The sequence below is a fragment of the Photobacterium gaetbulicola genome, assembly GCF_003025515.1.
Lineage (GTDB): Bacteria > Pseudomonadota > Gammaproteobacteria > Enterobacterales > Vibrionaceae > Photobacterium > Photobacterium gaetbulicola.
This window is the reverse complement of the sequence record NZ_PYME01000002.1, coordinates 167,729-189,723: the sequence shown is the minus strand read 5'-3', so window position 1 is coordinate 189,723 and position 21,995 is coordinate 167,729. Positions and strand designations below refer to the sequence as shown.

The following is a 21,995-nucleotide window of genomic DNA, read 5'->3' as shown; positions in this document are numbered from 1 at the left end:
CACCTTGCTCCGTTACATAGCTACTCATTAGCAAAGTCTATAGAGGGCAGGGTGATTCGATATACCAGATTTCACATATACAGAAGTTCAAAGATAAAAATTATGACTAGAAAATATTTCGGCACCGATGGTGTGCGTGGCAAGGTTGGCGATTACCCAATTACCCCTGATTTTGCATTGAAGCTTGGCTGGGCTGCAGGTCGTGTTCTCTCTCGTCAGGGCACCAAGAAAGTGATTATTGGTAAAGATACGCGTATTTCAGGCTACATGCTTGAGTCTGCTTTGGAAGCCGGTCTGTCGGCTGCGGGTATCAACGCTATCTTGACCGGACCAATTCCAACCCCAGCAGTGGCGTATCTGACCAAAACATTCCGCGCGGAAGCCGGTATTGTGATCAGTGCGTCTCACAACCCATATTACGATAACGGGATTAAGTTCTTCTCGGAAAGCGGAGAGAAACTGCCGGATGAGGTTGAGCTGGCGATTGAAGCTGAGCTTGATAAAGACATTGAATGTGTATCGTCTGACTTGCTGGGTAAAGCACGCCGTATGGAAGATGCGGCGGGTCGTTACATTGAGTTCTGTAAAGGCACGTTCCCATCAGCGCTATCGCTTGCGGGTATGAAGATTGTGGTTGACTGTGCCAATGGTGCGGCGTACCACATTGCGCCATCGGTTTTCAGCGAGTTGGGTGCCGAGGTTATCGCGATTGGTAATCAGCCAAACGGTCTGAACATCAATGACAAGTGTGGCGCGACATCCATGGCGCTGATTCAGCAGGCCGTTGTTGAACACAAGGCTGACCTGGGTATTGCCCTTGATGGTGATAGCGACCGTATTATGATGGTCGATAGCCAGGGTAACGTGGTTGATGGTGACCAAATCCTGTTTGTGCTGGCCAAGCAAGCCTTGATTGATGGCCAGTTGAAAGGCGGTGTGGTGGGCACCCTGATGTCCAACATGGGCCTAGAAGTCGCTTTGGCGAAATTGGGTATTCCGTTTGTTCGTGCCAATGTGGGTGACCGCTACGTGATGGAGCAGTTGCTTGAGCGCGGCTGGTGGCTTGGCGGTGAGAACTCAGGCCACGTTATCTGCCGTAACTTGGTGACAACCGGTGATGCGATTGTCGCGGCGTTGCAAGTACTGGCGGTGATCCAGCGCAGCGGCAACAGCCTAGATACTCTGGTCGCTGATATGCCAATGATGCCACAGGTGCTGATCAATGTTCGCTTTGGTGGTGAGAACCAACCCCTGGAATCTGATCTGGTGAAGAATGCCGTTATTGAAGCCGAGCAAGCAATGGAAGTGGGTACTGACACACCAAAAGGCCGTATCTTACTGCGTAAGTCTGGTACTGAGCCGTTGATCCGTGTGATGGCCGAAGCCGAAACGGCTGACATGGCTCAGCAGTGGGCTGAGCATATTGCCGAGGCAGTGAAAGCCGCTTAATAAATTGGATACGAAGGGAAAAGCGGCGCATTCGAAAGAAGCGCCGCTTTTTTTTGCTTATCTGACGGGCCATTCAGCGATTAGCAACCGCCAGAGTCCCACTCAAATTGTCCGGTGAAGGCATTGAACTTCTGTTGAGCCTGGAATTTCACTTCCCGGCCATCATCGTAGGTCCGGTAGCAGGTGGAATTGATACAGCGGGTGTTGCACGATACGCGGCCCGGTACTTTGGCTGGCTTGGCCGGAAACTGGGAGGTGTTGCTGCGAGTTGGTGTCGCCACTTTGGGCTCTTGCGCCGAAGAGGACGGTACGAAGCCCAATTTATAGCCTTTGTCCGTGACTACCTCTGTCCAACTGTCGTTGTTAGCCAGTCGGTAGACAATATCTCCTTTTTTCATTGACGCTACTTTATCACTGTCGGTGCTGACTTTCTGATAAAGCGGTGTACTTTTTTTCAGCTCCAATCGCGTCAGGTGCTGGAGCAGTTTCGGCATTGTCTCGATGGCGCTTTGGTAGCCTTGATTGGCCGCCTTGGCTCGCCAATAGGCTGCCCAGGCCTGGTTCTTATCTTTACCCCAGCCGTTTTCATAGGCAACAGAGAGGTTAAACTGCGCGACCTGATGTTCTTGGTCGGCGGCCAACTGGGTCCATTTGGCAAATTCCTGGTAGTTCTTCTTCAGCTTGGAGCCATCGGCGTACTCATAACCTAACTGGAACTGTGCCGCTGAGTGGCCTTGTTCGGCTGCTTTAGTCAGCCACTGCTTGGCGCGACTTGCACTTTGGCGAACGCCTTGGCCGTCAAGGTAGGCCATGCCCAAGGAATATTGTGCGAATCTGTCATTTTGCTCGGCGGCTTGCTCAAACCAATAAGCGGCCTGCTTGAGGTTTTTGCTGGTGCCCCTGCCATCACGGTAGAATTGACCCGTGCGGCGTTGTGAGTAGGTGTCACCACGTTTGGCGGCAGCTTCAAACCATGACAATGCTTTGCGGGTATCTAGAGGGTGGCCTAGTGCTTCATCATACATGATGGCAATGTATTTGGCGGCAGAGGAGATTGACTCTTCCCGGTGTGCTTTTTCGAACCACGGCAAAGCCTGACGGTAGTCTTGGGGTTGGCCCAATCCGTCAAAGTAAATTTCGCCAAGGCGAAGGGCGGCAAAACTATTCTTGTTACCCAGAGGTGATAGGAGTTTGAAGGCATGCTGCTCGTCTTTTTCCCCTCCGATGCCATAGAGGTACATACGCCCTAGCTCTACGGTGCCATCCTCGTTGTTCATTGCGGCACTCTTCTCGCACCAAGCCCGTGCTTGGGTTAGGTTCTTGGCGACACCATTGCCATCACGATACATCAGGCACAGGTTGAAGCTGGCAGAACTATGGCCTTTCTCGGCAGCTTTCCGGTACCAATCAGCGGCGGTAGTCATGTTTTTGTTGATGCCGTAGCCGAAGTTATACATGACACCCATATAAAACAAGGCATTGCTGCTGTCTTTATCTGCTCCCTTTTTGAACCAGTGCAGTGCTTCTTTGTATTCCTTGCGATCTTTGTAGTATTCACCCAGCATTACGATGGAAGCGGTAAAGCCATTCTCTGCTAGCGGCCATAGGTTTATTGGCTGGCGGTTGGCGCGATACCAAGCCACGGAAGGTGGATAGTCTAGTTCTTTGGCTTTGGAGAGGTAGTCGATCCCGTCGGTGTAGCGCTCCTGGCCGATGAGGTACAGGCCGTAGTCATGCATGGCGGGTGGATAGTCAAGATCCGCCGCTTGCTGCAGTGCAGTGATATCGGCGTCGGTCTTGATGCGGCTGCTGGTATACAAGCGATGCATCGCCCGAGTATCGCCCTTGTCAGCTAAACTCGTCCAAGCCTCCCGCGCTTCGGTAAATTTCCCTTCCTGATATTTTTCTTCTGCCGCCTCATAGCTAACCGCACAGCCTGTAAGCAGTATGGCAAGTCCCAGATAGCCAAGGTGACGTAATGGCTTATTATTTATCATCTAAATCCCTGATATTTATAAATTGTTGTATGATTATCGCGCGATGCGTGAGGTTGGTTCAATAACAACATGTGCGCCATGTTGCATTTCTTTGATGCTGGTTAAATCAAATGCTGGTTGAGATATGGAATTGTGAGCAGGTGTTACAGAGAGGCCAGTAAAAGATACTGCCTATTTTTGCCTTTGCTGAAAATCTGTAGAAGTTAGGGTAGACTTCTAGCCAACATAATTCGGCTATAGGTCTTGGCTTGTCATTGACTAGCGGCCAATAGTCAATACATTGAAGGAACACTATGTTTAATAAAATTCTGGTGGTGTGCGTAGGCAACATCTGCCGTTCGCCGTCGGGTGAATACCTTTTGAAGCACCATCTGCCAAACAAGCACATTGCCTCGGCAGGTGTTGGTGCGCTGGTGGGTAAACCGGCTGACAAAACCGCTGCTGAAGTCGCGCTTGAGCACGGTGTTAGTCTGGAAGGGCACGTAGCACAGCAACTGACCAGCGAGCTTTGCCGCGATTACGATTTGATTTTGGTGATGGAAAAAGGCCATATCGAAGCGGTGACTAACATCGCGCCGGAAGCGCGTGGTAAAACCATGCTGTTCGGTCAGTGGATTGGTCAAAAAGACATTCCTGACCCATACCGCCAGAGCCGCGAAGCGTTCGACTTTGCCTATGAGCTGATTGATGAGTCAGCCAAAGCGTGGGCGAAGAAGCTGTAGTTTCGTGAGACACCTTGATGGCAATGAAACCGATCATCAAGGTGTCTGTTAATCCTCGTCTTGATCAAAAAAACCGACACAGGCCATTTGTTCACCGGCATGTGATTTTTCGATATCCACATCTTCTTCCTTCATTTGTAGGCTCTCCGTCAGCAGTTTTTTGGCGAAAGGCTTCAAATCATCCCGCTTAGTACAATCTAATGTAAATATAGCGGGCGCGCCTTTCTCTAAACTGTTCTTAAACGTCAGGATATAATTGCTGTTGTAAGTATGATTGATTGCACATACAAACTGTTTGGGTTGTAGCTTTATTCTGGAAGCACTAATCGAACGGGGGTTAAACCGGAATACGCCCTCATAAGGTGACGATACCTCTTTTACATTCAATAGCCGACAAATTTCGGTTGATTCGGAATGATAGAAAAGCATAATGTTTTTGTTGTTAAAGTATAAAAATGCCTCGCTGTGTATTTTTATCTCGCGAATTTTTGAATAAGAATCAATTTCTTGCTTGAAGTAAAATTTATCAATAATAAATTTAATATCTTCAATCGTGCGATCAGGTTTCTTGCCTTTGAGTTTAGGTAAGCTTCGGTTTTGCTCGAAATACAGTTGTTGGTCACCGGTATCAATACAAAGCTCATGATTGAACTGAGATAGATTAGCGTCGCTTGAGTTGTAACTCAGAGCCAGCTGTAATGATGTCAGCGTTTTATCGTCAATGATGATTTCATATATGCCAGAGTGTTCATTCGGCCAGCGATACTCAGTGATCTCATGACCAACATCAACCAAAGCTGTAATATGCTTCTGACTTCCCTTAAGGTAGACAGCTTTGAAGTTACCCTCAGTGTGCTGAGCAACCATTTTTAGGTCGTCATATAAATCCCGGCAGTTGATTGACATTTGGTGGGAGCGGCTGAAAGCTTTATTCACAGCGTCTATATGACAAGGTAGTACAGGATATAAGATTTGTTTACGGATGGAGTCTATGAAACTGAGTCCAAAACTGATGGAAGTGGCTTGGTTATCTTCAGTCGTTATCGTGATTTCAAGCTTGTCGTGCCCATGATTAGATTGTGTATACATCTCTAGGGCCGAACAAAGAAAATCAGCGACTACAGAGAATGACAAGGGTGAGCAAACGGAAGAATGAAAAGGAATCGTTTTTTTAAATAGATTCTCCGAGCTACCTCCGAGCATTGTGATGGAAAATGACGTGAGAGTAAGTTGCAAATGCTCAAATCCATTGGTAGCCCTAGAAGGGCATTGCTTAGCGGCATGAAGGATTTCATATATCTGCTGGTCATTGAGTTCTATTTGTAGTTGAGATGAAGCCATAAATAACCATGAAGCTCAATATTTGAGCCCTTGTAAGATATGAATAATCGTATCAATGGTTGCTTTTTTCGCTTTTAAATCGACGAATAATAGTGGCTGACCATTGGGTTTATTTTTTATCTCTGGAGATATTGAGAAGTACTGCCCTATCTTGCATTGAAGTGCCGTAAAGTCTTTGGGGGGCTTGACTTCAAGAGTGAGTGTTGGCTTTAGCAAAGAGAGTATCGGAATACTAAATAAAGTTTTGAATTGCTGCCCGACTCGCGATGTTGCAGGAATATCGAAGCGTTGCTCTTCTTGATTGAAGTACTGACGAAGCCATATCTTCATCCATTTAATTCCCTTTATAGATGGGATGCGCGAGTTTCTTACCTCCTCTCCAAGTACCTCCGCTGCGTGCGATATTACCAACCATCTCTTGTCATCTTCTTTGGCCTCATCAGATAACTGGCCCATTAACCATCTAGACCAAATACTGTTACCTGTCGTTATTTTTTGATTCAGAATGCTGAAAGGCTTTGCTATTGTCGATTCAAGCCTAGAGTCGCTATTGGGGAGCGACTGGAAATACCCTGATTGGGTAGCAATGAGTAATTTGTCCCGGTTGATCGTCACTCTCTGGTTGCTAATAGACTTGGCTCCTAGAGCTTTGAGCCTTCTTGATAGATCGCCGGATTGCTTGGGTAAGCTGAATAATATCCGCAGAGTTTGCTTAGTCAGTGTCACTTCAGGTGGTAAGGAAAGGCCATATAACCAATCATGCCCGTGTAAGTAACTCAGTCGTGTTGTTGCAAAGTATTGATGGCCAATCATCCTTGTGATTTCAAACTGCAGCCAGTCGGAATTTAGATACTCAAGTTCCTGTTCTTCAAGCCAATAGGAGAATCGGTTGGCAATGGTCTGCTGGTCGAATAGAGCTTGGGTATACGCCTTCCCATGTGTTTTAGGGTTATGACAAACAAGCCTATAGCCCTGCTGAAATAAAACAGTTACACCGCCGTGCCGTAGATGATGAAAACGGGCGGATGAGCCGCAGACGGACTTAATAACCCGGGTTATAGGTAGGAGGTAGTGCTGGGCTCGTGCACTGATTGATTCACCGAGATAGCCGATTAGTGGCTCATCACAGGGCTGCGATTGCTTCAGCTTCAGTAGTTGTTTTAAGAAGTAATGCTCTCCCGAGGGAAGAGTGATGAAAATATACCGAGGTTTTTTACTTTTGGTATTGCCTTCCTTAGTCTTTCTTATATCCAATCGCCATAGTTTTTTGTCACCATCGATCAGGTGAACATCGCAAATCCGCAGTCGAAGTATCTCTCCTCTTCTCAGACATCCATGAAAGCTCAATGACACAGCAACTCTGCAAAACAGCCATTTCAGGGGGTCATAAAAATGCTGGATATCCAAAGATTTCAGTATCGTGTCGAGCTCATCGGCATTGACAAGGTTTGGATCAACAATTTTCGGTTTGGCCGGCGGTGTCAGCTCATCAATATCCAAACCGTCACCGACGGGGTGTTGGGCAACAAACTTCAAAAAGTTAAAAAGCTCCTTGTCCTGACTTTGACCATACAGCGCGTTAGCCCAAGCCTGAATTCGCTCATCATCCCAGCACGCGTCGAGTGGAAGTGGGTATTGGAGTAACTTGACATTATACGAGGTGTAATTTCGTATTGATCGATTCGCGAGGTTAGGCTCCCTGACTCCCCCGTATTTGATCAAATGTGCCGTATAGAGGGCCATCAATGCCGGCGCGATATTATTAACTGGCCAGCTAATACTGTCAGCTTGAAGAAGCTCATTGGCGGGCTGATAATTATTTTTAGCATGCTCAGTGATTAAGTGCCTGCGAAGCTTGGTGAAATCAGATGCTTGATTAGCCTCTTTGCTATTGTGCGGTTGGTGAGCTTTGTTTGGAGGCAATGACTTTTGCTCTTGGAAGGTAATTGGTGATTGCTGATCCTTCATTTGTTGATAGCGCTCGGTTGGTATTGCCCATTGCATCTCGGGTGTTGCCATGTCCTCTGTGAAGAAGCGGTTAGTCTTCAAGTACCAATGGCACCGGCATAAGTGAGAAAATGAGTACTTGGATAATTTGTCTAAATACAAAGGAGATGCGCTGAGGTAGCTCTGTAACTCATTCATCAACTGTTTGATTGTCAGCGTTTCAGGGTAGCAAAAAAAAGTTGATAGCAGCTTTGCACTCATCGGTGAGAGTTGGTATCGAACTCTCTGTTCAGCATCATTGAAGGTGTTTATCAGTAAGTTCAGTGTGTAGGGTGGGGATTTCTCAACCGTTTCAGGTGTGGTTAGCGCTTGGCACAGTAATGCCAGAGGCATTGGTGCTGTTTCCATCAACAGCGTCATAGCCACCATTGCTATTGTTGGTTCATGACCTTCATCCAGAAGTTGAATTAAGTGATTGTGATGCTTATCTGCAAGGCCTTCTGCGATATGGCTATATTGCATGATGGCATGAAATCGCACGTTATCGGCGTCATTGAGGCTGTCTTGCTGCTCTGGTGGAAGCCGCCACTGGCATTGTTTGACTAGATAGTGTTGTATATCGGTGAGAGCGTTATTACGTAATCTTTGTTGACCAGTAGGAATGCTTTTCAAAGCTGAACGGATACTGTTAAAGTCCGCTTCCTGTAATTCTCGCTTCTGGGCACTTCTTAGTTCAGGCCAGTTGTTCACTATCCAATGAAGATCTTCATCGTTGTATGTAACGGGGCCTCTTTGTTTGCTCCAGGCCATGACATCATCGGTATTTAGCATAGAGTCTCCTGTGGCCCACCAAGGTATTCTGCTACGCGGTTTGTCCACACTTGGTCTTGTTGCTGGTCATAAGCATATTGCGTGAGCTGCCCAAATTGTTCCCCGTACTGGCTATGCCCCATTAAGCGGTTGAATATATGTGTTGGACAGCCCACTTCGAAGAGGCTTTGTGCATAGGCTTTTCTAAAGTGATAAGGCACATGGGCGTTACTACTTGCAGCAGTGAATCTACGGAGACTTTTGGCTGTCAAAAACTCTTTTTTACCGCTTGTATTCAATAGGAATAATAGTGGTTCATTTTCTGTATGTAATACGCCGAAGCGACTGTATATAAGCTGTAAGTGCTGCCGGTAATGGGCGATGTAATCTTTGATGTGCCTGGGGAAATTAATAATTCTTGCCTTTCCTTTATCCCTGAGACACATACTAGATAACCCGATAGCTCCCTTTGCTGGGCTGATAGCATGTGTTGGCCTGCATCCACAGTATGTGATGAGGTGAATAGCTATTATATGGGTGAGTAGGTTGTGGTAAGCAATGAGTTGTGTGGTGACAGGTTTTCTACTTTTGGGGCGGATGTTTGCTAACTCGAGATTCAGAGTTTGGAGCCAACGTGAAGCTTGGTCTGTTGAAACTCTGCGGCGCGTTCCGACATACACCCCCTCATCTTCGGTAATGACGTGATTTTTGATGATTACAATGGGGATGGTGTTGGCCTCGCGGTTAAGGTAGCCCGCTTCGGAAGCGTTTTTATTGAGAAGAGGATCCGTGTCATAATATGGATCATTCTCATTGGTGAATGCCGAAATACCTTCTTTTTTAGCAGCTGAGAGTAGCCTGTCGATATAGCGGTTATAGGCTTGGTAGTTATCACGCCGTAAATGCCGAGTAGTCGTTGCGATATAATAGCAACTGCTTCCATAGGCTAGCTTTTTTTCAGTGATTAAGGATGCTTTAGCGAGTGCGTTAAGCTGTGCATCTTTGTGTGCGCAGTGAGTAATATAATTGTTCCATGCTGTTTTGTGGGCGATTGGGATGTTTTGTTGTTCAGGAAAGCGCGTCAAAGAAGACGTTAGGAATTCTAAAAGCTGATTTTTTTCTTTATCTGAAATAATCGGCTTATTATAACTTTTATGGCGCAAGGCTTGCCAGAATAATTGATTAAATGCCCTGGGAGCAGGTTGCCAAAATAGTATATTTTTCTTTTGAATCTGAGTTTGGATAGAAAACTCAACCCAAGACTCATCCCCGCCTTCTTGAATGATCCGGTAACTGTTCGGCCGGATAGGATCCGATGCTCGAAGTCTTACAAATTCTGGTACTGGATTTTCTGAATTTACCTTACTGAGTTTACTTGTCAGCCAGAGTGTTAAGGTTATTGTCAGTTGTTCGACTGATAGGTCATGTAAGAAGAGATATCTTAAGCGCTGCATAGATTTATTGGCATCAGGAAATACTGATCCTGGAGATTTTGAAAGGTTAGATTTCGCAATAAAATGGCCTTTCATTAACTGATTCTCAATGTTGAATGATGAATATTAGCAACTTGTGCAATATGTCGTTTGCTAGGGACCTTGAATAGCTTTTGGCAAAGTTGATGCCTTGAAGCCACGTTGTGGCCAAAACAGTCATGTTTTTCCATTGCTGGTCGGTAGAGCAATTCAGTAACAAGATAATTTTGAAATTCGATTTGGCTGTCAAATGAGAAGACAGAGACCTGAAGTGATTTTGATTTTAGGGCTGGTAGGTGAAAAAGAGAGTTGAAAATAAGGTTGGGGGAGATTATTTGATATGTTGCTTTATCGGTTTCTCTAACGTGCAGATTCATTGTCTGGATTAAGTTATTGATGATGTTGTCATCAAGTTGATCGGCTCGGCAAATTGTCTTCTTATCACGTCTGATTATTTCAGATACATAGGGATGGTAGCCCGACTCAATTTTTGGAAGGGGAATCGATTTTTTCTTTATTTTCATAAACACCTTCCAAGTTTATTTATTGAATGGTATTTAAAATCCTTTTCCAATCATTGCTTGGTGTCAATAGTATTGTTCATCGGAATTATGAAAATGTGATTTAGATTTGATGATATTGAATGTAGAGTCAGTTCAAAATAATCTTTGGCAACGGAGAACCGCATATTTTAAGTAACAATCGATATCATATGGTCAATAGAAAATAGGGTTCTCCGTAATCAGGCCTTGGTTAAAAGCGGTGGAGAAATCTCCACCGCTGGGGTGACAGGGGAGTGGTCATGTACCATGGCATAGCCGTTCTAGATACCGGTGGTCTAACGGTCGCCACTCATGATGGTATCCAAGTTGGTTACGTTCAATTGGTGACTGGCTCATCACAAGGCACCTTTTTCTTTTATGATCTATTGCGATGATTTCTACGGCGTTGCCATAGATGGCATCCCACTGCCCTGAATCCATCAATAGTTGGTAGCAGATGAGCGTAAGGGCTCTCGTCTGGTGCCATTGCCAGAGACTGTCCAGTATGAGGTGGCCGTCGTTGATGGCATACCATGAGTACTCGAAGTAATACATGAGAAAAAGCCAGTCAGGATGGGTATGGAGAGACTGCATTGCCCAAGGTGTGAGCCAGTAAGGTGAGGTTGTGCTGTGCGGATGTATCAGGGGCAGCAGACGTTTGAGTGTTAGCTCCTCAGCTAGACTATCAAAACGCTGTTGGCCATACAGGCTTAATTCCTGCTGCAATCTAACAGACGGAATCGTCCCCAATGGTTGTCCACTGGCTTTGAGCAAGTGCAGTAATTTTGCTGACTGGGCCCCGAGGGCAACCAAGGTGATGAGGTGCTCAGGATCCACTTCTGGTTTCTCTGCCCTGAGGTGGTGAATCAGGGCGGCTATACTTACGAACCTATCCATCACTTCCCCCTTGCCATCATGGCATCAAATGCACTGCCGTCTTTCCTTGCTGCATTAATGACATACGGGGCATACACCTCGTAGAGCATCTGGGTCGAGCTATGGCCTAGCAGACGAGAGACATAAAGCGGGTTTTCGTGCGCCGCAAGGTGAAGGACGGCGGCGGTATGGCGCGTTTCGTATCCCCGCCTTTTGGGCAGGCCCACTTTTTTCAACGTGGGATACCAGACTTTCCGGTTGATATAGCGGGTATCGAGTGGCGCGCCATTAGGGTTCGTGAAGACAAAATCAGACGGGCTTGCTTCGACGGCTCGTCTGAGTGCAGCCTCAACGGTGGGCGTCATGATGATGTCCCGGTTTGATTTCGGGGTTTTGACCGTCGTGAGCTCTCCCGCCACCCAATTTCGTCGTACGCGGATGAGGCCGTGATTGAAGTCCACACAGTCTTTTTTCAACCCGTGTACCTCACAGCTGCGCATACCGGTATGGAAACGTATCAGGTAATAGTCATACCACCGAGAGGGGACTGCGGCCATAAAGCGCTGAACCTCCTCCTGGGTCATGGGGTTGGGATCGCTTGGCTCTTCACGCAGAGGCTGCAGGCGATCGAGCGGGTAGGGAAAACCAAACTCATCTGCCGCGCTGTGCAAGATGCTGATAAGCGGCACAAAAATGATATTGATCCGCTTGTTGCTGAGCTTTCGTTTGCCATCTTTGTTCGTCAGGGCACAAAGCTGGCTGCGCAGGGTCTGCACATCCTTGAGGGTAATGGCATCGATCAATATGTTTTTGAAAGCGGGCAGCAAATAGTTGTTCAGGATACTGTGTACACCTTTGAGGTAGCTGTTTTTCCATTGGTGGCTATTTCGCTCTAGCCATGCTTCGGTGTACGTATCAAAGTAAGGCTCGGCGATTGCCGGGTTTCGCGCTCTGACTAATAACTCAAACTTTTCGACTTTCTTGCTGTGGGGGAAGAAGTCCTTGTAATCAAAACTGCCCAGCGCCAGCTCTGCATTGAGGCGCTTGAGAACGGCTTTGGCTTTCTTGATATTGGACGGGGTAGCAGGCATGCCTGAGGTTTCACGGAAGCGGACACCAAAGACACAGAGATCATATTGGATGATCCCGTTGGGGCGAATACGGATATTGGCCATCGGTTAACTCCATACAAAATAGTGTTTTACCGACAGGATCGCGTATACTTTTCCCGTCGGCTGGACATGGGTTCTGTAAGGACTATTGGGTGGGCAGCCGACACGGGCTGAGATGGTTGCCGCCATCTCAGCCCAGCTGCAGTGCATCAAGTTTTCTATACTTGGCCCATCAAGACTAGTACATGCCTGTTTATTTATCCAGTGTTTTTGCTTCCCCTTTTGCTATAGTTATTGGCATATAGGTTCAATAGCTTTGCTGTGCGTGGAACCATTTCATCTATAGTCTGCGCTGGAAGTAACAATGAGGAATTCAGGTTTGATGGACAAACAAGAAAGAGAGGCACATGCCTTGTTAGAGCTGGTCAAAATGTCTAAGCGGGACATCGAGCAGGGGCGGGTTTATACCCTAGGTGAAGTAAAGGAAAGGCTGAAGCTGCGCCGTAATAAACTCAACCCCAGAAATTAAGTAGTGATCTGCTTTCTTAGAGCTGCAAATTCTTTTTATTGGGATGGCTTGATTCGCTTTCATTCATGTTTGTAATGTATCAAAGCTCAGGGGAATTAAGAGTAAGGTGAACAATGAAATTGCAATCTCTTTCAATGTACAGGCTGAAGGTAAAGGCCATTGAAACTTGTGAATCGTTCACTGTACGCAATGGTGTGGACTTCTCAATCCTTGTATCCACTAGTTCAAGTTTACTTAACCAGTATTATGTTGTTGAGTCTCAGTCGTTAGAAGGTGCATCAGGAAAGGTGATACCGCTTGCCCATGTTCAGGTGAGTAAACCGACAGGAGTGATCAAGTTCTTGGCTTTTCAGCCTGAGAATTGGGGGATCAGTGCTGACTCTGATGATTTGGTGAAGATAATCAGTCATAGCATAGCGAAACTGGATACATTTGAGCTTCGTTAAACGAACCGTTTCATTTTATCGAAAAGAATTTGCAGGAAGTACGCCACCCGCAGAGCTGGTGGCGTTATTGGGTTGCTTGTTGTTATAGCGGAGCTTCAGCCTGCAGATCAATCAGCTTAAACTTCTCGACATCGACCAGGCCGCTCACCAGTCAGTGAGCGGCTATCAGGGCTTTAAGGTTTAATGGTACTGAAGTCCGTAAAGCGGCTGGTGTATAGCACGCTGTCCGGCTTGTCTTCTGAATCACCGAGAACAAGCACGCCAGGCACTGAGGTTGATGCGTCTATCGCATTGATTGTCCGGTCATGGTTTACGGTATAGAGAACATCATTGGCAAAGCCATTTGGCTCCTGCCAGTACCAGATCTGGGTGTTTCGCGCGAAGTCATCTCTGCAGTCTGAGCTTAGTGTTAACTGGCCATTTGCGGTTTCCAGACACTGGTTGATATTGGCAACGCTGCGATATCTCTTCTCCTGATCGTAGATGAACGACTGAGACTTCGAGCCATCAACACAGTCTTTAAACTGCAGGCTGCTGTTGCCGACAACAGTCAGACACTGCGCATTCTGCTGGCTTAGGTAAGTCGATTTGATTGTAACCGCGTCAGCCCCCAGGAACCAGGGGCTGTTCCAGTCGACCGTCACGGTAAACTGATCAGAGTATGTCAGTTTTTCAAAGTCACGGCCGGTCTTCCAGTTTGAGTTGCTGTCGGAGTTGTTCCACAGCTGGCTGCCGGATGCGTAGCGGCGGCCAATGATCCAGCGGTTATGACCAAACAGCGCCAGGCTGTCTACCGTGGTTTTGACCACGATGTCAGACGTGCCGCCGGTTCCTTCTTTTGCCGCAATTTTGGCGATAAAATCAGGCCGCAGGCCGCTGACTGCCAGCGAGTTGTTTTGCTTCAGCTTGTCAAAGTTCCACGGGTTACCACGGCGCTCATCGTAGTCCCAGCACCAGCCATCAGCGGTACCCAAATCACAGAAGCCGTGTTCCGGGTCGACAGCTGAACCATATTTGTTGTTCACATATTTGATGTTGTAGCCATCTTTATTGGTTTTCGCGACCAGCCCAAACTGCTTCTTATTGGTGATGCTGTATTTATCGCTGAAAGAGTACTCAATATCTTTGATTGGGATCTTGGGAGAAAATCCCAGGCCGACTTTAATGCTGGTAGTGGTTTCTTTTTCGATTTTGGACTCGACCTGGTCCTGGATTCTCGGGTAGAGATCATTTAGGTAAATCTGGCCGGAAGAGAGTTTCGCGCTGTCGTTAATCTTGATGCCGACATCGATAGCGTCCAGGTACTCTTTATAGACATAGTTGGTGTTGCTGTTGTGATCCCAGCGGCGGTAAATATCAGACCAGCTGTCGGCCAATCCCATATCGACACCGGAACCCTCTGCCAGGATGATCTCAACATACTTGTCTTTATCGCCAGAGCGTGCGTAGAAAGGGGATTTGCTGTAATAGCGAATTTTGTATTTCAGCGTGACGTTTCCTTTCTCCTGTCTTTCGACATTGAAGCGTCTGTGGACGATAAACTCCATTACGTTGCCGCTGTCCTGAGAGACAGACCTTTTACTCAGGCTTCGCTTATTGAGCTCTGTTTCCAGGCTGGATGCGATATATTCAGGGTCAAGTACATCAAGAAGATAGATAGCCCGCTTATTAATATCGCTAGGCTTTGTAACCAGCACATATTTACTGTCTACACCAAGCCCTAACAGCTCAGAAGTGAACGCTCTTCTCTCATCAACGCTTATTTCAGCCAGATTTAAGACGTAGTAATTACAGTTTGACGGAACGTTTTTTTCTGGGCTGTACAGGTGGCATTCTTGTTGGAAGTAGGCGGTAGATGACTGAATCAGATCCGCCACAGGGTCGGTTTGATCAAGGTTAGATGCATAACAAGCGGAACCGGGTGCCGTCAGCAAACTTAAGGCGAAGAAAGAGCTTGTAACTTTTTTCATGTTATACCTTTATGTTTATTATTAGATATAAATCAATATTTTATGGGTAATTTGCGTGAGAATGTTACTCTTATTTTTGCTGATGTATTCATGAGTTTTATGAATGTGTGATTTTGGTTTACAAAATAATCAGCCCGGGAACCTGGTTTTAATATATGAGAATGTGCTGTAGTAGGAAGTCGTTAATAATATTTATTTAATACGGCTGTCATTATTTCTGCCTCACCATAAAAAAGATCCCGCTACACTCGAACGCACCCCGGCAACTAGGCTGAGGTCGAACTTGAACTTGGTCTTCTACGGATAGCAGTTGTTGACCTCGGCGTAAATGGCAGCGGGGGCGATCTTTGGGACGGGCACAGTGCTTCGTCAACTGGATGTCATCGGTACATACTCTTACCGAAGGTCAAGTTGTTGCTATAGAGGGTAAAACGCTTCGAAGCTCATAAAGTCGTGAAGACAGCGCGAGTACCATTCATATGACTAGTGCTTATGTTTCATCAAACAAGCTCGTGTTAGGACAGCTAAAACCGAACAAAAAGAGTGGGTAACTCTCTTCTTTTCAAATTGAAGTGTCTGATCTAGTCAGAATTAATATGGCTAAGGTTAAAGTTTAGATATTTACGAATCATAAAATTTGATTTACATGACGATCACATATTTTTTAATGGTAGTAAAGCGGCACCAATCACTCCGGAAGAATCACCATTTTGGTTCTTAACAATCTGAGTTCGCACTTGCTTAGAGAATGTATACTGAATAAGCTTCGCATTCACTCGGGGGTATATTTCATTGACATTTGACATCCCCCCTCCAAGTACGATGACCTCAGGGTCGACCATGTTTACGATGGAGCCACATACACGAGCGAGTTGATCGCAGTATAGTTCAAAGTGATCAATTGCTTGCTTGTTTCCGTCTCGATATAGTTGCATGATCTCTTCACAGCTTGCACTAAAGTATTTCTCAGAGAATGTCCTAGAATATCCAGTGCCAGAGACAAAAGATTCAATACAATTTTTTGAGCCACAATAACAAGTGAAGACTTGCCCATCTTGGTTTGGTTGAAAATGTGGTAATGGGTTATGCCCTAGTTCGCCACCTAAGTTGTTTAAACCAGTGACTAGTCCACCATTAAGTATAATGCCTGCGCCACAACCTGTTCCAATGATGAGGGCAACGCATGAATTATTTGTATGCTTTGCTGCGCCAGTGCTGAACTCAGAAAGGGCAAAGCAGTCGGCATCATTTGCAATATGTACTGGATGGTCGAAAAGGTTTCTAAGATCCTCTAAAAAATTCCGGCCATTTAATACCGCAATGTTTGCACCTTGCATTAGTCCATCCAACCCAACGGAACCACAGCATCCTATCCCAAGAGAGTCTATATCTCCATGGGCTTTAAGCTTCTCAATCACATTGGAGACTGAGTTTAAGAAGCAATCGTAACTGGATTTATCAGTAGCTACACGGTATCGTGCTGTAATATTATGATCTGTGTTATTGAGGGCTACACCTTCGATCTTGGTTCCACCAATATCTAGTCCAACTAACATTATTAATCCTATTATTGTGTATGAAGTAGGGCTAGAACTAACAAAATAAATTAACTCATAGCCCTAACAAATTTGCAGTTGTTATTGAATATCAACTCGCATGTTATTAACAAAACAGTTCAAGTATTTACTATCAATTTCAAGATCGAATATATCTCCTACTGATAGCTGCTCTTGTGATGCAAGCTTGACTCGAATTTCTTGACCTGCATAGTTTAGATATACGATGGTAGAGTCTCCAAGCAACTCGGAATAAGTCACAGTGGCTTGCATTGCCGTTTTTTCATTTGATGGAGCTTTGATGGATATATGCTCAGGTCGAATACCTAACGTTACTTTATTGTCTGGGGGGAGGTGGCTAAGTGACCCTGCTATAGACAGACGAGATTGACCTTCAAATACCAAGTCAAAGCCTTCAGAAGATTTTTCTGCTACTGCCGTTAGGAGATTGATTTTGGGTGCTCCCATAAACTCGGCGACAAAAGTATTCGCAGGTTGATTATAGACCTCTAAAGGTGTTCCAATTTGTTCAATTTTTCCAGCGCGCAGTATGACGATTCTATCTGCAAGCGTCATTGCCTCGACTTGATCATGAGTAACATAAATCATTGTACTCTTGAGCTTACTATGCAGTTTGCTTAGCTCTTGCCTCATCTGCACTCTAAGGGCCGCATCTAAGTTTGATAACGGCTCGTCAAACAGGAATACTTTGGGGTTTTGAACGATGGAGCGACCAATTGCAACACGTTGGCGTTGGCCTCCGGACAAGTTCTGAGGTCTACGATTTAATAGCTCAGAAAGCTGTAATATGTCAGCAGCCTCGCTAATTCTTGACTCAATTTCCGCTGTCGGCATTTTGATATTTTTTAGACCGAACGCTAAATTTTCTTTGACAGTCATATGGGGGTATAGCGCATATGATTGAAATACCATTGAAATTTCACGTTCTGATGCGTTGACATCAGTGACATCTCTAGCATCAATATGCACTCTACCTGATGAAACATCTTCAAGGCCAGCAATCATTCGTAGTAAGGTTGACTTACCACACCCTGACGGGCCAACAAGTACAAGAAATTCACCACTTTCAATATCTAGTTTAACGTCGTGAATTGTTTGTGTTTTATCGTATGTCTTGCAAACATCGTTAAGTATGACTTTTGCCATGTTTTCTCTCTAATCTTATGAATTAAGTTTCCATTTCACGTTTTGACTTAATCACTATTACTGTAATAAAGACAAAAGTTCTTTCGTTTGCTTTTCCATAAGCTTGATATCATCTTTTGATTCTACATTTAGGCGCACTACGGGTTCTGTATTGGAGCTACGAAGATTAAATCGCCATGTATCGAACGTCATACTTAGGCCATCCACATTTTCTATGTGAGTTGCAAATTGAGTGTATTTTTGTTTGATAATGCTAATTGCTTCAGCAGGGTTATCAAGTTTTATGTTTATTTCACCAGAAGAAGGGAATTTCTTGATACTATCGGCGACTACATCTGAGAGTGTTTTTTGCTTTATTGATAGTAGTTCAGTGACCAAGAGCCAAGGAATCATACCACTATCACAATATCCAAAGTCACGGAAATAATGATGAGCACTCATTTCGCCACCGTAAATAGCATTTTCAGCTCGCATGCGTTCTTTTATGAAGGCGTGCCCCGTTTTAGATTGAACGGAAACACCGCCACATTTTTCTACAATACTTTCAGTATTCCAATACAGACGAGGATCATGAATAATCGTTTCCACCTCAGAGCTTTGAGTTAGAAATGCTTCTGCAAGCAAGCCAACAATGTAGTACCCTTCAATAAACTCTCCTTTTTCGTCAAAGAGGAAACAGCGATCAAAATCACCATCCCATGCGATACCAAAGTCAGCCTTGTTATCTAGAACGGCTTGCCGGGTGTCACTGCGATTTTCCGGCAGCAAAGGATTTGGGATACCATTTGGGAACTGACCATCAGGCTCGTGATTGACGCGAATGAATTCAATCGGTACATCGTGTTTTTTGAGTTCTGTGTCAATGGCGTCTAGTGTAGGACCTGCCGCCCCGTTTCCGGCATTAACAACAACTTTCATTGGACGAAGACTGTTTAGATCTATGTAGTTCAATAGGTGGTCAACGTATGCGTTTCGATTGCTGACTTTGTGAACTTTGCCGTGTTTTGAGTTCGGTAGTTCTTCAAACAGGTTTTTTTCCGCTAATGCTTTCACTGCGAGAAGACCGCTATCGTTGCTCATTGGTTTTGCATCTTCAACAACGATTTTCATACCGTTGTAGTCAATGGGATTGTGGCTTGCTGTGATTTCAATTCCGCCATCGAGCTCCAAGTGACGTACGGCGAAATAAACTTCTTCAGTGCCCGTCATACCAAGGTCGATAACATCACATCCTGACTCTGTTAGGCCAAGAGATAGAGCACGTTTAAATGACTCGCTAGTTAGTCGAATATCGCCTCCAACGGCAACTTTTTTAGCACCTGTGTAAGTAGCAAAGGCTCTTCCTACGCGATAAAAAACATCTTCGTTAAGTTCCTCACCAATTTGTCCACGAATATCGTAGGCTTTAAAACATGTTAAATTCATAATACAGTTCCAAATTAAAAGTATTGTTGGCAAAATCTTCAGCTTGTTGCGCGAATGACTAGATCATGTTCGACTGTTATCTTGTCTCTCTTCCCATTAATAAGATTTAATGTGGCGAGGCGGCCAATTTGCACTGCACTTTGATTAACTGTAGTGAGGCATATATCTTTATCACCGCTCATGGGAATATTATCGAATCCGGTAATGGATATTTCTTCGGGGATTTTTATGCCACGACTCTTACAATACCTTAATGCCTCTACTGCTAACTTGTCAGAGAAGCAAATTAGTGCTGTTGTGTTTGGGTGTTCTTCTAGTATCTTTTTTGCAGCTTCATTTCCTGTCATGTTGTCAGGAACCTCGTAAACTACGGACTTATTAGGATCCAACCCTGCATCTACGTGTGCATCACGTACACCACATAGGCGATCGAGCGACACTTGATTATCCCCTTGAATATGGTCGAATAGTTTAACCAAGCCTTTTGGGTTACGTGAGAAAGGAAAAGTAAGAACGGCTACCTCTTTGTGTCCTTTACTGAAGACATACTGCGCTATCTCATATGCGGCTTGCTTGTTGTTGATGCTTACTGAACCAAATCCAGGCAAATCAAGGTCAATGGTCACAACAGGAGGGGCTTTGTTTATTATTTTCTCAATGATTGGATCATTCTTAAAAGTAGCATTAAAAATATAACCGTCGACCATTACATTGAGGATTTGTTCATTCGAAGATAGAGGTAAAAGTAATAAATTCAGCCCATGTTCTTGGCATACTTCTGAAATCCCCCTGAACAGTCGAGTAGCGTGTGGGTCTGAGAATGCGTAACTCATTTCTTGGTTGAAAATAACACCAATAGTGCCGCTTTTCCCTGTCTGTAGGAATCTAGCAGCAGCGTTTGGTCCGTCATAACCAACGGATTTAGCATAAGTGAGAATTCTTTCTTTAAGCTCTAAAGATAATTTTTCTGGTCTGTTATAAGCATTTGAGACCGTTGTATGTGTGACGTTTAATGCTTGGGCAATTGATTTCAGAGTCACTTTACTTTTCATCGTACTTCCATTCGTGTGTGCTTATCTTCTTAAACTACAAGTACGCCTAAATACGCGCTGTCTATTTTAGGTATCATCTAAATTACAGGGTTAGTTTAAGGGTAAACAAGAAAAAATCACCAGTAAAATGGAGATTTTTGACTTTGATCTCGCTTTTTTTGTTTATCGTTAAACCTGATTTTTTTTGTGACCAGTTTAACGTTAAACTGAGAATTGTGGTGGTAAATTCCTTCACATCTTGTGCTGGGGTGGCTGCTTGAGCATAAGCTTTAGTTAAATTTGAATTTATTGAAAGGGCAGGTTCATGAAAGCGAAGACATTGAGTTCCTGGGTTTTAGGTGGAGTTGCTGCTGCGATTCTAACGGGATGTGGTGGCGATACTAGTGATCCACAATCAATTAAAATGTGGATAGCTCCGAATGAAACACAAGAGGCGTTTTGGTCTGAGGTTGTTACTGAGTGGAATGCAAGCGGGCAAGGTCTACCTGTGGAGTTCACGACCATTCCTGCGACGGGAAGCTCAGAAGAAGCCATTATGAATGCCTTAGCTGCGGGTACAGAACCTGATATTACAGAGAACATTTTTTCTGGCTTTGCCGCACAATTAAATGAATTAGATCAATTGGTTGACTTATCGAAATTTGATGGATATCAGGATCTTATAAGTGGTCGTAATATGAGTGAGATAATGAATGGATGGCAGCTCGATGGTAAGCAGCTCGTATTTCCTCTCTACATGAGCCCTGTGGTTTATTGGTGGCGAAGCGACATCTTAGAAGAGTACGGTTTTACTGATGTCCCACGAACATATGATGATGTATATAAGCTAGCAAAAGCCTATTCCGTCAAAAATAAGCGCTACCCAATGCAAGTTGCTGCAGGAAGGAACTGGTGGGACCGTTGGTTTGACTTTATCACTATGTACTACGCAGCCAGTGACGGTAAAAATTACTTAAATGCTAAAAATCAACTCGATATAGATGAAGAAGCAGCAAAAGATGTCCTAACATTTATTGATACGATGTTTACTAATGGTTGGGCAAGTTATGACTTTGGCGAATCAGCACCGTTAGTCACTGGTGAGGTTGTTGGAGCTGTTAGAGGGCCTTGGGATATTGGTAGATTCCAAACACAATATCCAGATGTCATAAAGAATATCAAGATTGGTCCAATGTTAACAAAAGATGGCCGAGATAATCCAAATACGCTTGCTGATGGAAAGGGCATGGTCATGTTTAAATCCTCTGATGTAAAAGAGGAAGCGTGGGAATTTATCAACTGGGTTTACAACAATGAGAAATTTGATAAGCGTTGGTTAGAGTTAACGGGCATGCCCCCTGCGCGCGGTGATCTAATGGAACTCGATATTTTTAAGGAATACTTTAAAGCTAACCCTTTGGCGGCAGGCTATGCGGAACAAGTTTCTTTGAGTCAGCCGACAGCATTCACGTCCAAGACTGTAGAAGTGCAACGAGCAATGACAAACATGATTGAGAAAATAATCTTCAATAAAACGGATGTTGAAGGTGGTCTAAGCGGATTAGAAAAAGAAGTTAATTCAATTCGTCAATAATTGAGTGCC

The 21,995-nt window shown here is 44.9% G+C and carries 17 protein-coding genes and 1 pseudogene; 6 read left to right on the top strand and 12 right to left on the bottom strand.

Annotation, left to right across the window (positions count from 1 at the left end; genetic code table 11):
• The first annotated feature begins 102 nt into the window (after nucleotides 1-102).
• Nucleotides 103-1,449, top strand: coding sequence for a phosphoglucosamine mutase (glmM, locus tag C9J03_RS02350; protein ID WP_044623947.1), 1,347 nt, complete (start codon nucleotides 103-105; stop codon nucleotides 1,447-1,449).
• An 80-nt stretch (nucleotides 1,450-1,529) separates the two neighbouring features.
• Here the strand turns inward: glmM and C9J03_RS02345 are convergent, their stop codons facing one another.
• The gene (locus C9J03_RS02345) at nucleotides 1,530-3,446 is read right to left on the bottom strand and encodes a tetratricopeptide repeat protein (protein ID WP_044623946.1); all 1,917 of its coding nucleotides are present in this window, start codon (nucleotides 3,444-3,446) and stop codon (nucleotides 1,530-1,532) included.
• Between the two features lie 293 nt (nucleotides 3,447-3,739).
• On the opposite strand from C9J03_RS02345, the gene C9J03_RS02340 reads away from it, so the two are divergent.
• Complete coding sequence (locus C9J03_RS02340) at nucleotides 3,740-4,168, top strand: arsenate reductase/protein-tyrosine-phosphatase family protein (RefSeq protein ID WP_039467550.1); 429 nt, start codon at nucleotides 3,740-3,742, stop codon at nucleotides 4,166-4,168.
• 48 nt (nucleotides 4,169-4,216) lie between these two features.
• Here the strand turns inward: C9J03_RS02340 and C9J03_RS02335 are convergent, their stop codons facing one another.
• The 6 genes from C9J03_RS02335 to C9J03_RS02310 all read right to left on the bottom strand — a co-directional run bounded on the left by C9J03_RS02335 (nucleotide 4,217) and on the right by C9J03_RS02310 (nucleotide 12,331).
• Nucleotides 4,217-5,509 carry a hypothetical protein gene (locus tag C9J03_RS02335; protein WP_044623945.1) on the bottom strand — a complete coding sequence of 431 codons (1,293 nt, stop codon included), beginning with the start codon at nucleotides 5,507-5,509 and terminating at the stop codon, nucleotides 4,217-4,219.
• A 15-nt stretch (nucleotides 5,510-5,524) separates the two neighbouring features.
• A complete protein-coding gene (locus C9J03_RS02330; RefSeq protein WP_044623944.1) occupies nucleotides 5,525-8,287 on the bottom strand; it encodes a site-specific integrase in 2,763 nt (920 codons plus the stop codon).
• Nucleotides 8,281-9,795: a hypothetical protein gene (locus C9J03_RS02325; RefSeq protein ID WP_044623943.1), complete on the bottom strand. Its 1,515-nt coding sequence runs from the start codon at nucleotides 9,793-9,795 to the stop codon at nucleotides 8,281-8,283. The genes C9J03_RS02330 and C9J03_RS02325 overlap by 7 nt, the downstream gene beginning before the upstream one ends.
• A complete protein-coding gene (locus tag C9J03_RS02320) occupies nucleotides 9,795-10,262 on the bottom strand; it encodes a hypothetical protein (protein ID WP_044623942.1) in 468 nt (155 codons plus the stop codon). Before C9J03_RS02320 ends, C9J03_RS02325 begins: the two co-directional genes overlap by 1 nt.
• A gap of 276 nt (nucleotides 10,263-10,538) precedes the next feature.
• Complete coding sequence (locus C9J03_RS02315; RefSeq protein WP_044623941.1) at nucleotides 10,539-11,177, bottom strand: hypothetical protein; 639 nt, start codon at nucleotides 11,175-11,177, stop codon at nucleotides 10,539-10,541.
• Nucleotides 11,177-12,331, bottom strand: coding sequence for an Arm DNA-binding domain-containing protein (locus C9J03_RS02310; RefSeq protein ID WP_044623940.1), 1,155 nt, complete (start codon nucleotides 12,329-12,331; stop codon nucleotides 11,177-11,179). Before C9J03_RS02310 ends, C9J03_RS02315 begins: the two co-directional genes overlap by 1 nt.
• Before the next feature lie 319 nt (nucleotides 12,332-12,650).
• Here C9J03_RS02310 and C9J03_RS26610 point away from each other — a divergent pair, with 319 nt between their 5' ends.
• Nucleotides 12,651-12,797 (top strand): hypothetical protein, encoded by a 147-nt coding sequence (locus C9J03_RS26610; RefSeq protein ID WP_156149948.1) that lies wholly within the window; start codon nucleotides 12,651-12,653, stop codon nucleotides 12,795-12,797.
• A gap of 113 nt (nucleotides 12,798-12,910) precedes the next feature.
• Nucleotides 12,911-13,243, top strand: coding sequence for a hypothetical protein (locus C9J03_RS02305; protein WP_044623939.1), 333 nt, complete (start codon nucleotides 12,911-12,913; stop codon nucleotides 13,241-13,243).
• Between the two features lie 173 nt (nucleotides 13,244-13,416).
• On the opposite strand, the gene C9J03_RS02300 is transcribed toward C9J03_RS02305, so the two are convergent.
• Nucleotides 13,417-15,213 (bottom strand): RICIN domain-containing protein, encoded by a 1,797-nt coding sequence (locus C9J03_RS02300; protein ID WP_044623938.1) that lies wholly within the window; start codon nucleotides 15,211-15,213, stop codon nucleotides 13,417-13,419.
• A gap of 359 nt (nucleotides 15,214-15,572) precedes the next feature.
• Here C9J03_RS02300 and C9J03_RS02295 point away from each other — a divergent pair.
• Nucleotides 15,573-15,758 (top strand): annotated as a pseudogene (locus C9J03_RS02295) (ISAs1 family transposase); the annotation flags it as partial.
• A gap of 108 nt (nucleotides 15,759-15,866) precedes the next feature.
• On the opposite strand, the gene C9J03_RS02290 reads toward C9J03_RS02295, so the two are convergent.
• From C9J03_RS02290 to C9J03_RS02275, 4 genes are all read right to left on the bottom strand, one after another.
• The gene (locus C9J03_RS02290; RefSeq protein ID WP_044623937.1) at nucleotides 15,867-16,769 is read right to left on the bottom strand and encodes an ROK family protein; all 903 of its coding nucleotides are present in this window, start codon (nucleotides 16,767-16,769) and stop codon (nucleotides 15,867-15,869) included.
• 81 nt (nucleotides 16,770-16,850) lie between these two features.
• Nucleotides 16,851-17,936 carry an ABC transporter ATP-binding protein gene (locus C9J03_RS02285; protein WP_044623936.1) on the bottom strand — a complete coding sequence of 362 codons (1,086 nt, stop codon included), beginning with the start codon at nucleotides 17,934-17,936 and terminating at the stop codon, nucleotides 16,851-16,853.
• Between the two features lie 57 nt (nucleotides 17,937-17,993).
• A complete protein-coding gene (locus C9J03_RS02280) occupies nucleotides 17,994-19,364 on the bottom strand; it encodes a phosphohexomutase domain-containing protein (RefSeq protein ID WP_044624586.1) in 1,371 nt (456 codons plus the stop codon).
• Nucleotides 19,365-19,399: 35 nt separating this feature from the next.
• A complete protein-coding gene (locus tag C9J03_RS02275) occupies nucleotides 19,400-20,413 on the bottom strand; it encodes a LacI family DNA-binding transcriptional regulator (RefSeq protein ID WP_044623935.1) in 1,014 nt (337 codons plus the stop codon).
• 304 nt (nucleotides 20,414-20,717) lie between these two features.
• Between C9J03_RS02275 and C9J03_RS02270 the strand changes: the two genes are divergently transcribed.
• A complete protein-coding gene (locus C9J03_RS02270) occupies nucleotides 20,718-21,986 on the top strand; it encodes an ABC transporter substrate-binding protein (protein WP_044623934.1) in 1,269 nt (422 codons plus the stop codon).
• Nucleotides 21,987-21,995: the final 9 nt, after the last annotated feature.

Bases quoted from the DNA above. Each gene is read 5' to 3' on its own strand.
- C9J03_RS26610 (WP_156149948.1), top strand. From the start codon at position 12,651: ATGGACAAACAAGAAAGAGAGGCACATGCCTTGTTAGAGCTGGTCAAA.
- C9J03_RS02310 (WP_044623940.1), bottom strand. From the start codon at position 12,331: ATGGCCAATATCCGTATTCGCCCCAACGGGATCATCCAATATGATCTC.
- C9J03_RS02315 (WP_044623941.1), bottom strand. From the start codon at position 11,177: ATGGATAGGTTCGTAAGTATAGCCGCCCTGATTCACCACCTCAGGGCA.
- glmM (WP_044623947.1), top strand. From the start codon at position 103: ATGACTAGAAAATATTTCGGCACCGATGGTGTGCGTGGCAAGGTTGGC.
- C9J03_RS02285 (WP_044623936.1), bottom strand. From the start codon at position 17,936: ATGGCAAAAGTCATACTTAACGATGTTTGCAAGACATACGATAAAACA.
- C9J03_RS02345 (WP_044623946.1), bottom strand. From the start codon at position 3,446: ATGATAAATAATAAGCCATTACGTCACCTTGGCTATCTGGGACTTGCC.
- C9J03_RS02320 (WP_044623942.1), bottom strand. From the start codon at position 10,262: ATGAAAATAAAGAAAAAATCGATTCCCCTTCCAAAAATTGAGTCGGGC.
- C9J03_RS02290 (WP_044623937.1), bottom strand. From the start codon at position 16,769: ATGTTAGTTGGACTAGATATTGGTGGAACCAAGATCGAAGGTGTAGCC.
- C9J03_RS02325 (WP_044623943.1), bottom strand. From the start codon at position 9,795: ATGAAAGGCCATTTTATTGCGAAATCTAACCTTTCAAAATCTCCAGGA.
- C9J03_RS02275 (WP_044623935.1), bottom strand. From the start codon at position 20,413: ATGAAAAGTAAAGTGACTCTGAAATCAATTGCCCAAGCATTAAACGTC.
- C9J03_RS02300 (WP_044623938.1), bottom strand. From the start codon at position 15,213: ATGAAAAAAGTTACAAGCTCTTTCTTCGCCTTAAGTTTGCTGACGGCA.
- C9J03_RS02330 (WP_044623944.1), bottom strand. From the start codon at position 8,287: ATGCTAAATACCGATGATGTCATGGCCTGGAGCAAACAAAGAGGCCCC.
- C9J03_RS02305 (WP_044623939.1), top strand. From the start codon at position 12,911: ATGAAATTGCAATCTCTTTCAATGTACAGGCTGAAGGTAAAGGCCATT.
- C9J03_RS02270 (WP_044623934.1), top strand. From the start codon at position 20,718: ATGAAAGCGAAGACATTGAGTTCCTGGGTTTTAGGTGGAGTTGCTGCT.
- C9J03_RS02335 (WP_044623945.1), bottom strand. From the start codon at position 5,509: ATGGCTTCATCTCAACTACAAATAGAACTCAATGACCAGCAGATATAT.
- C9J03_RS02340 (WP_039467550.1), top strand. From the start codon at position 3,740: ATGTTTAATAAAATTCTGGTGGTGTGCGTAGGCAACATCTGCCGTTCG.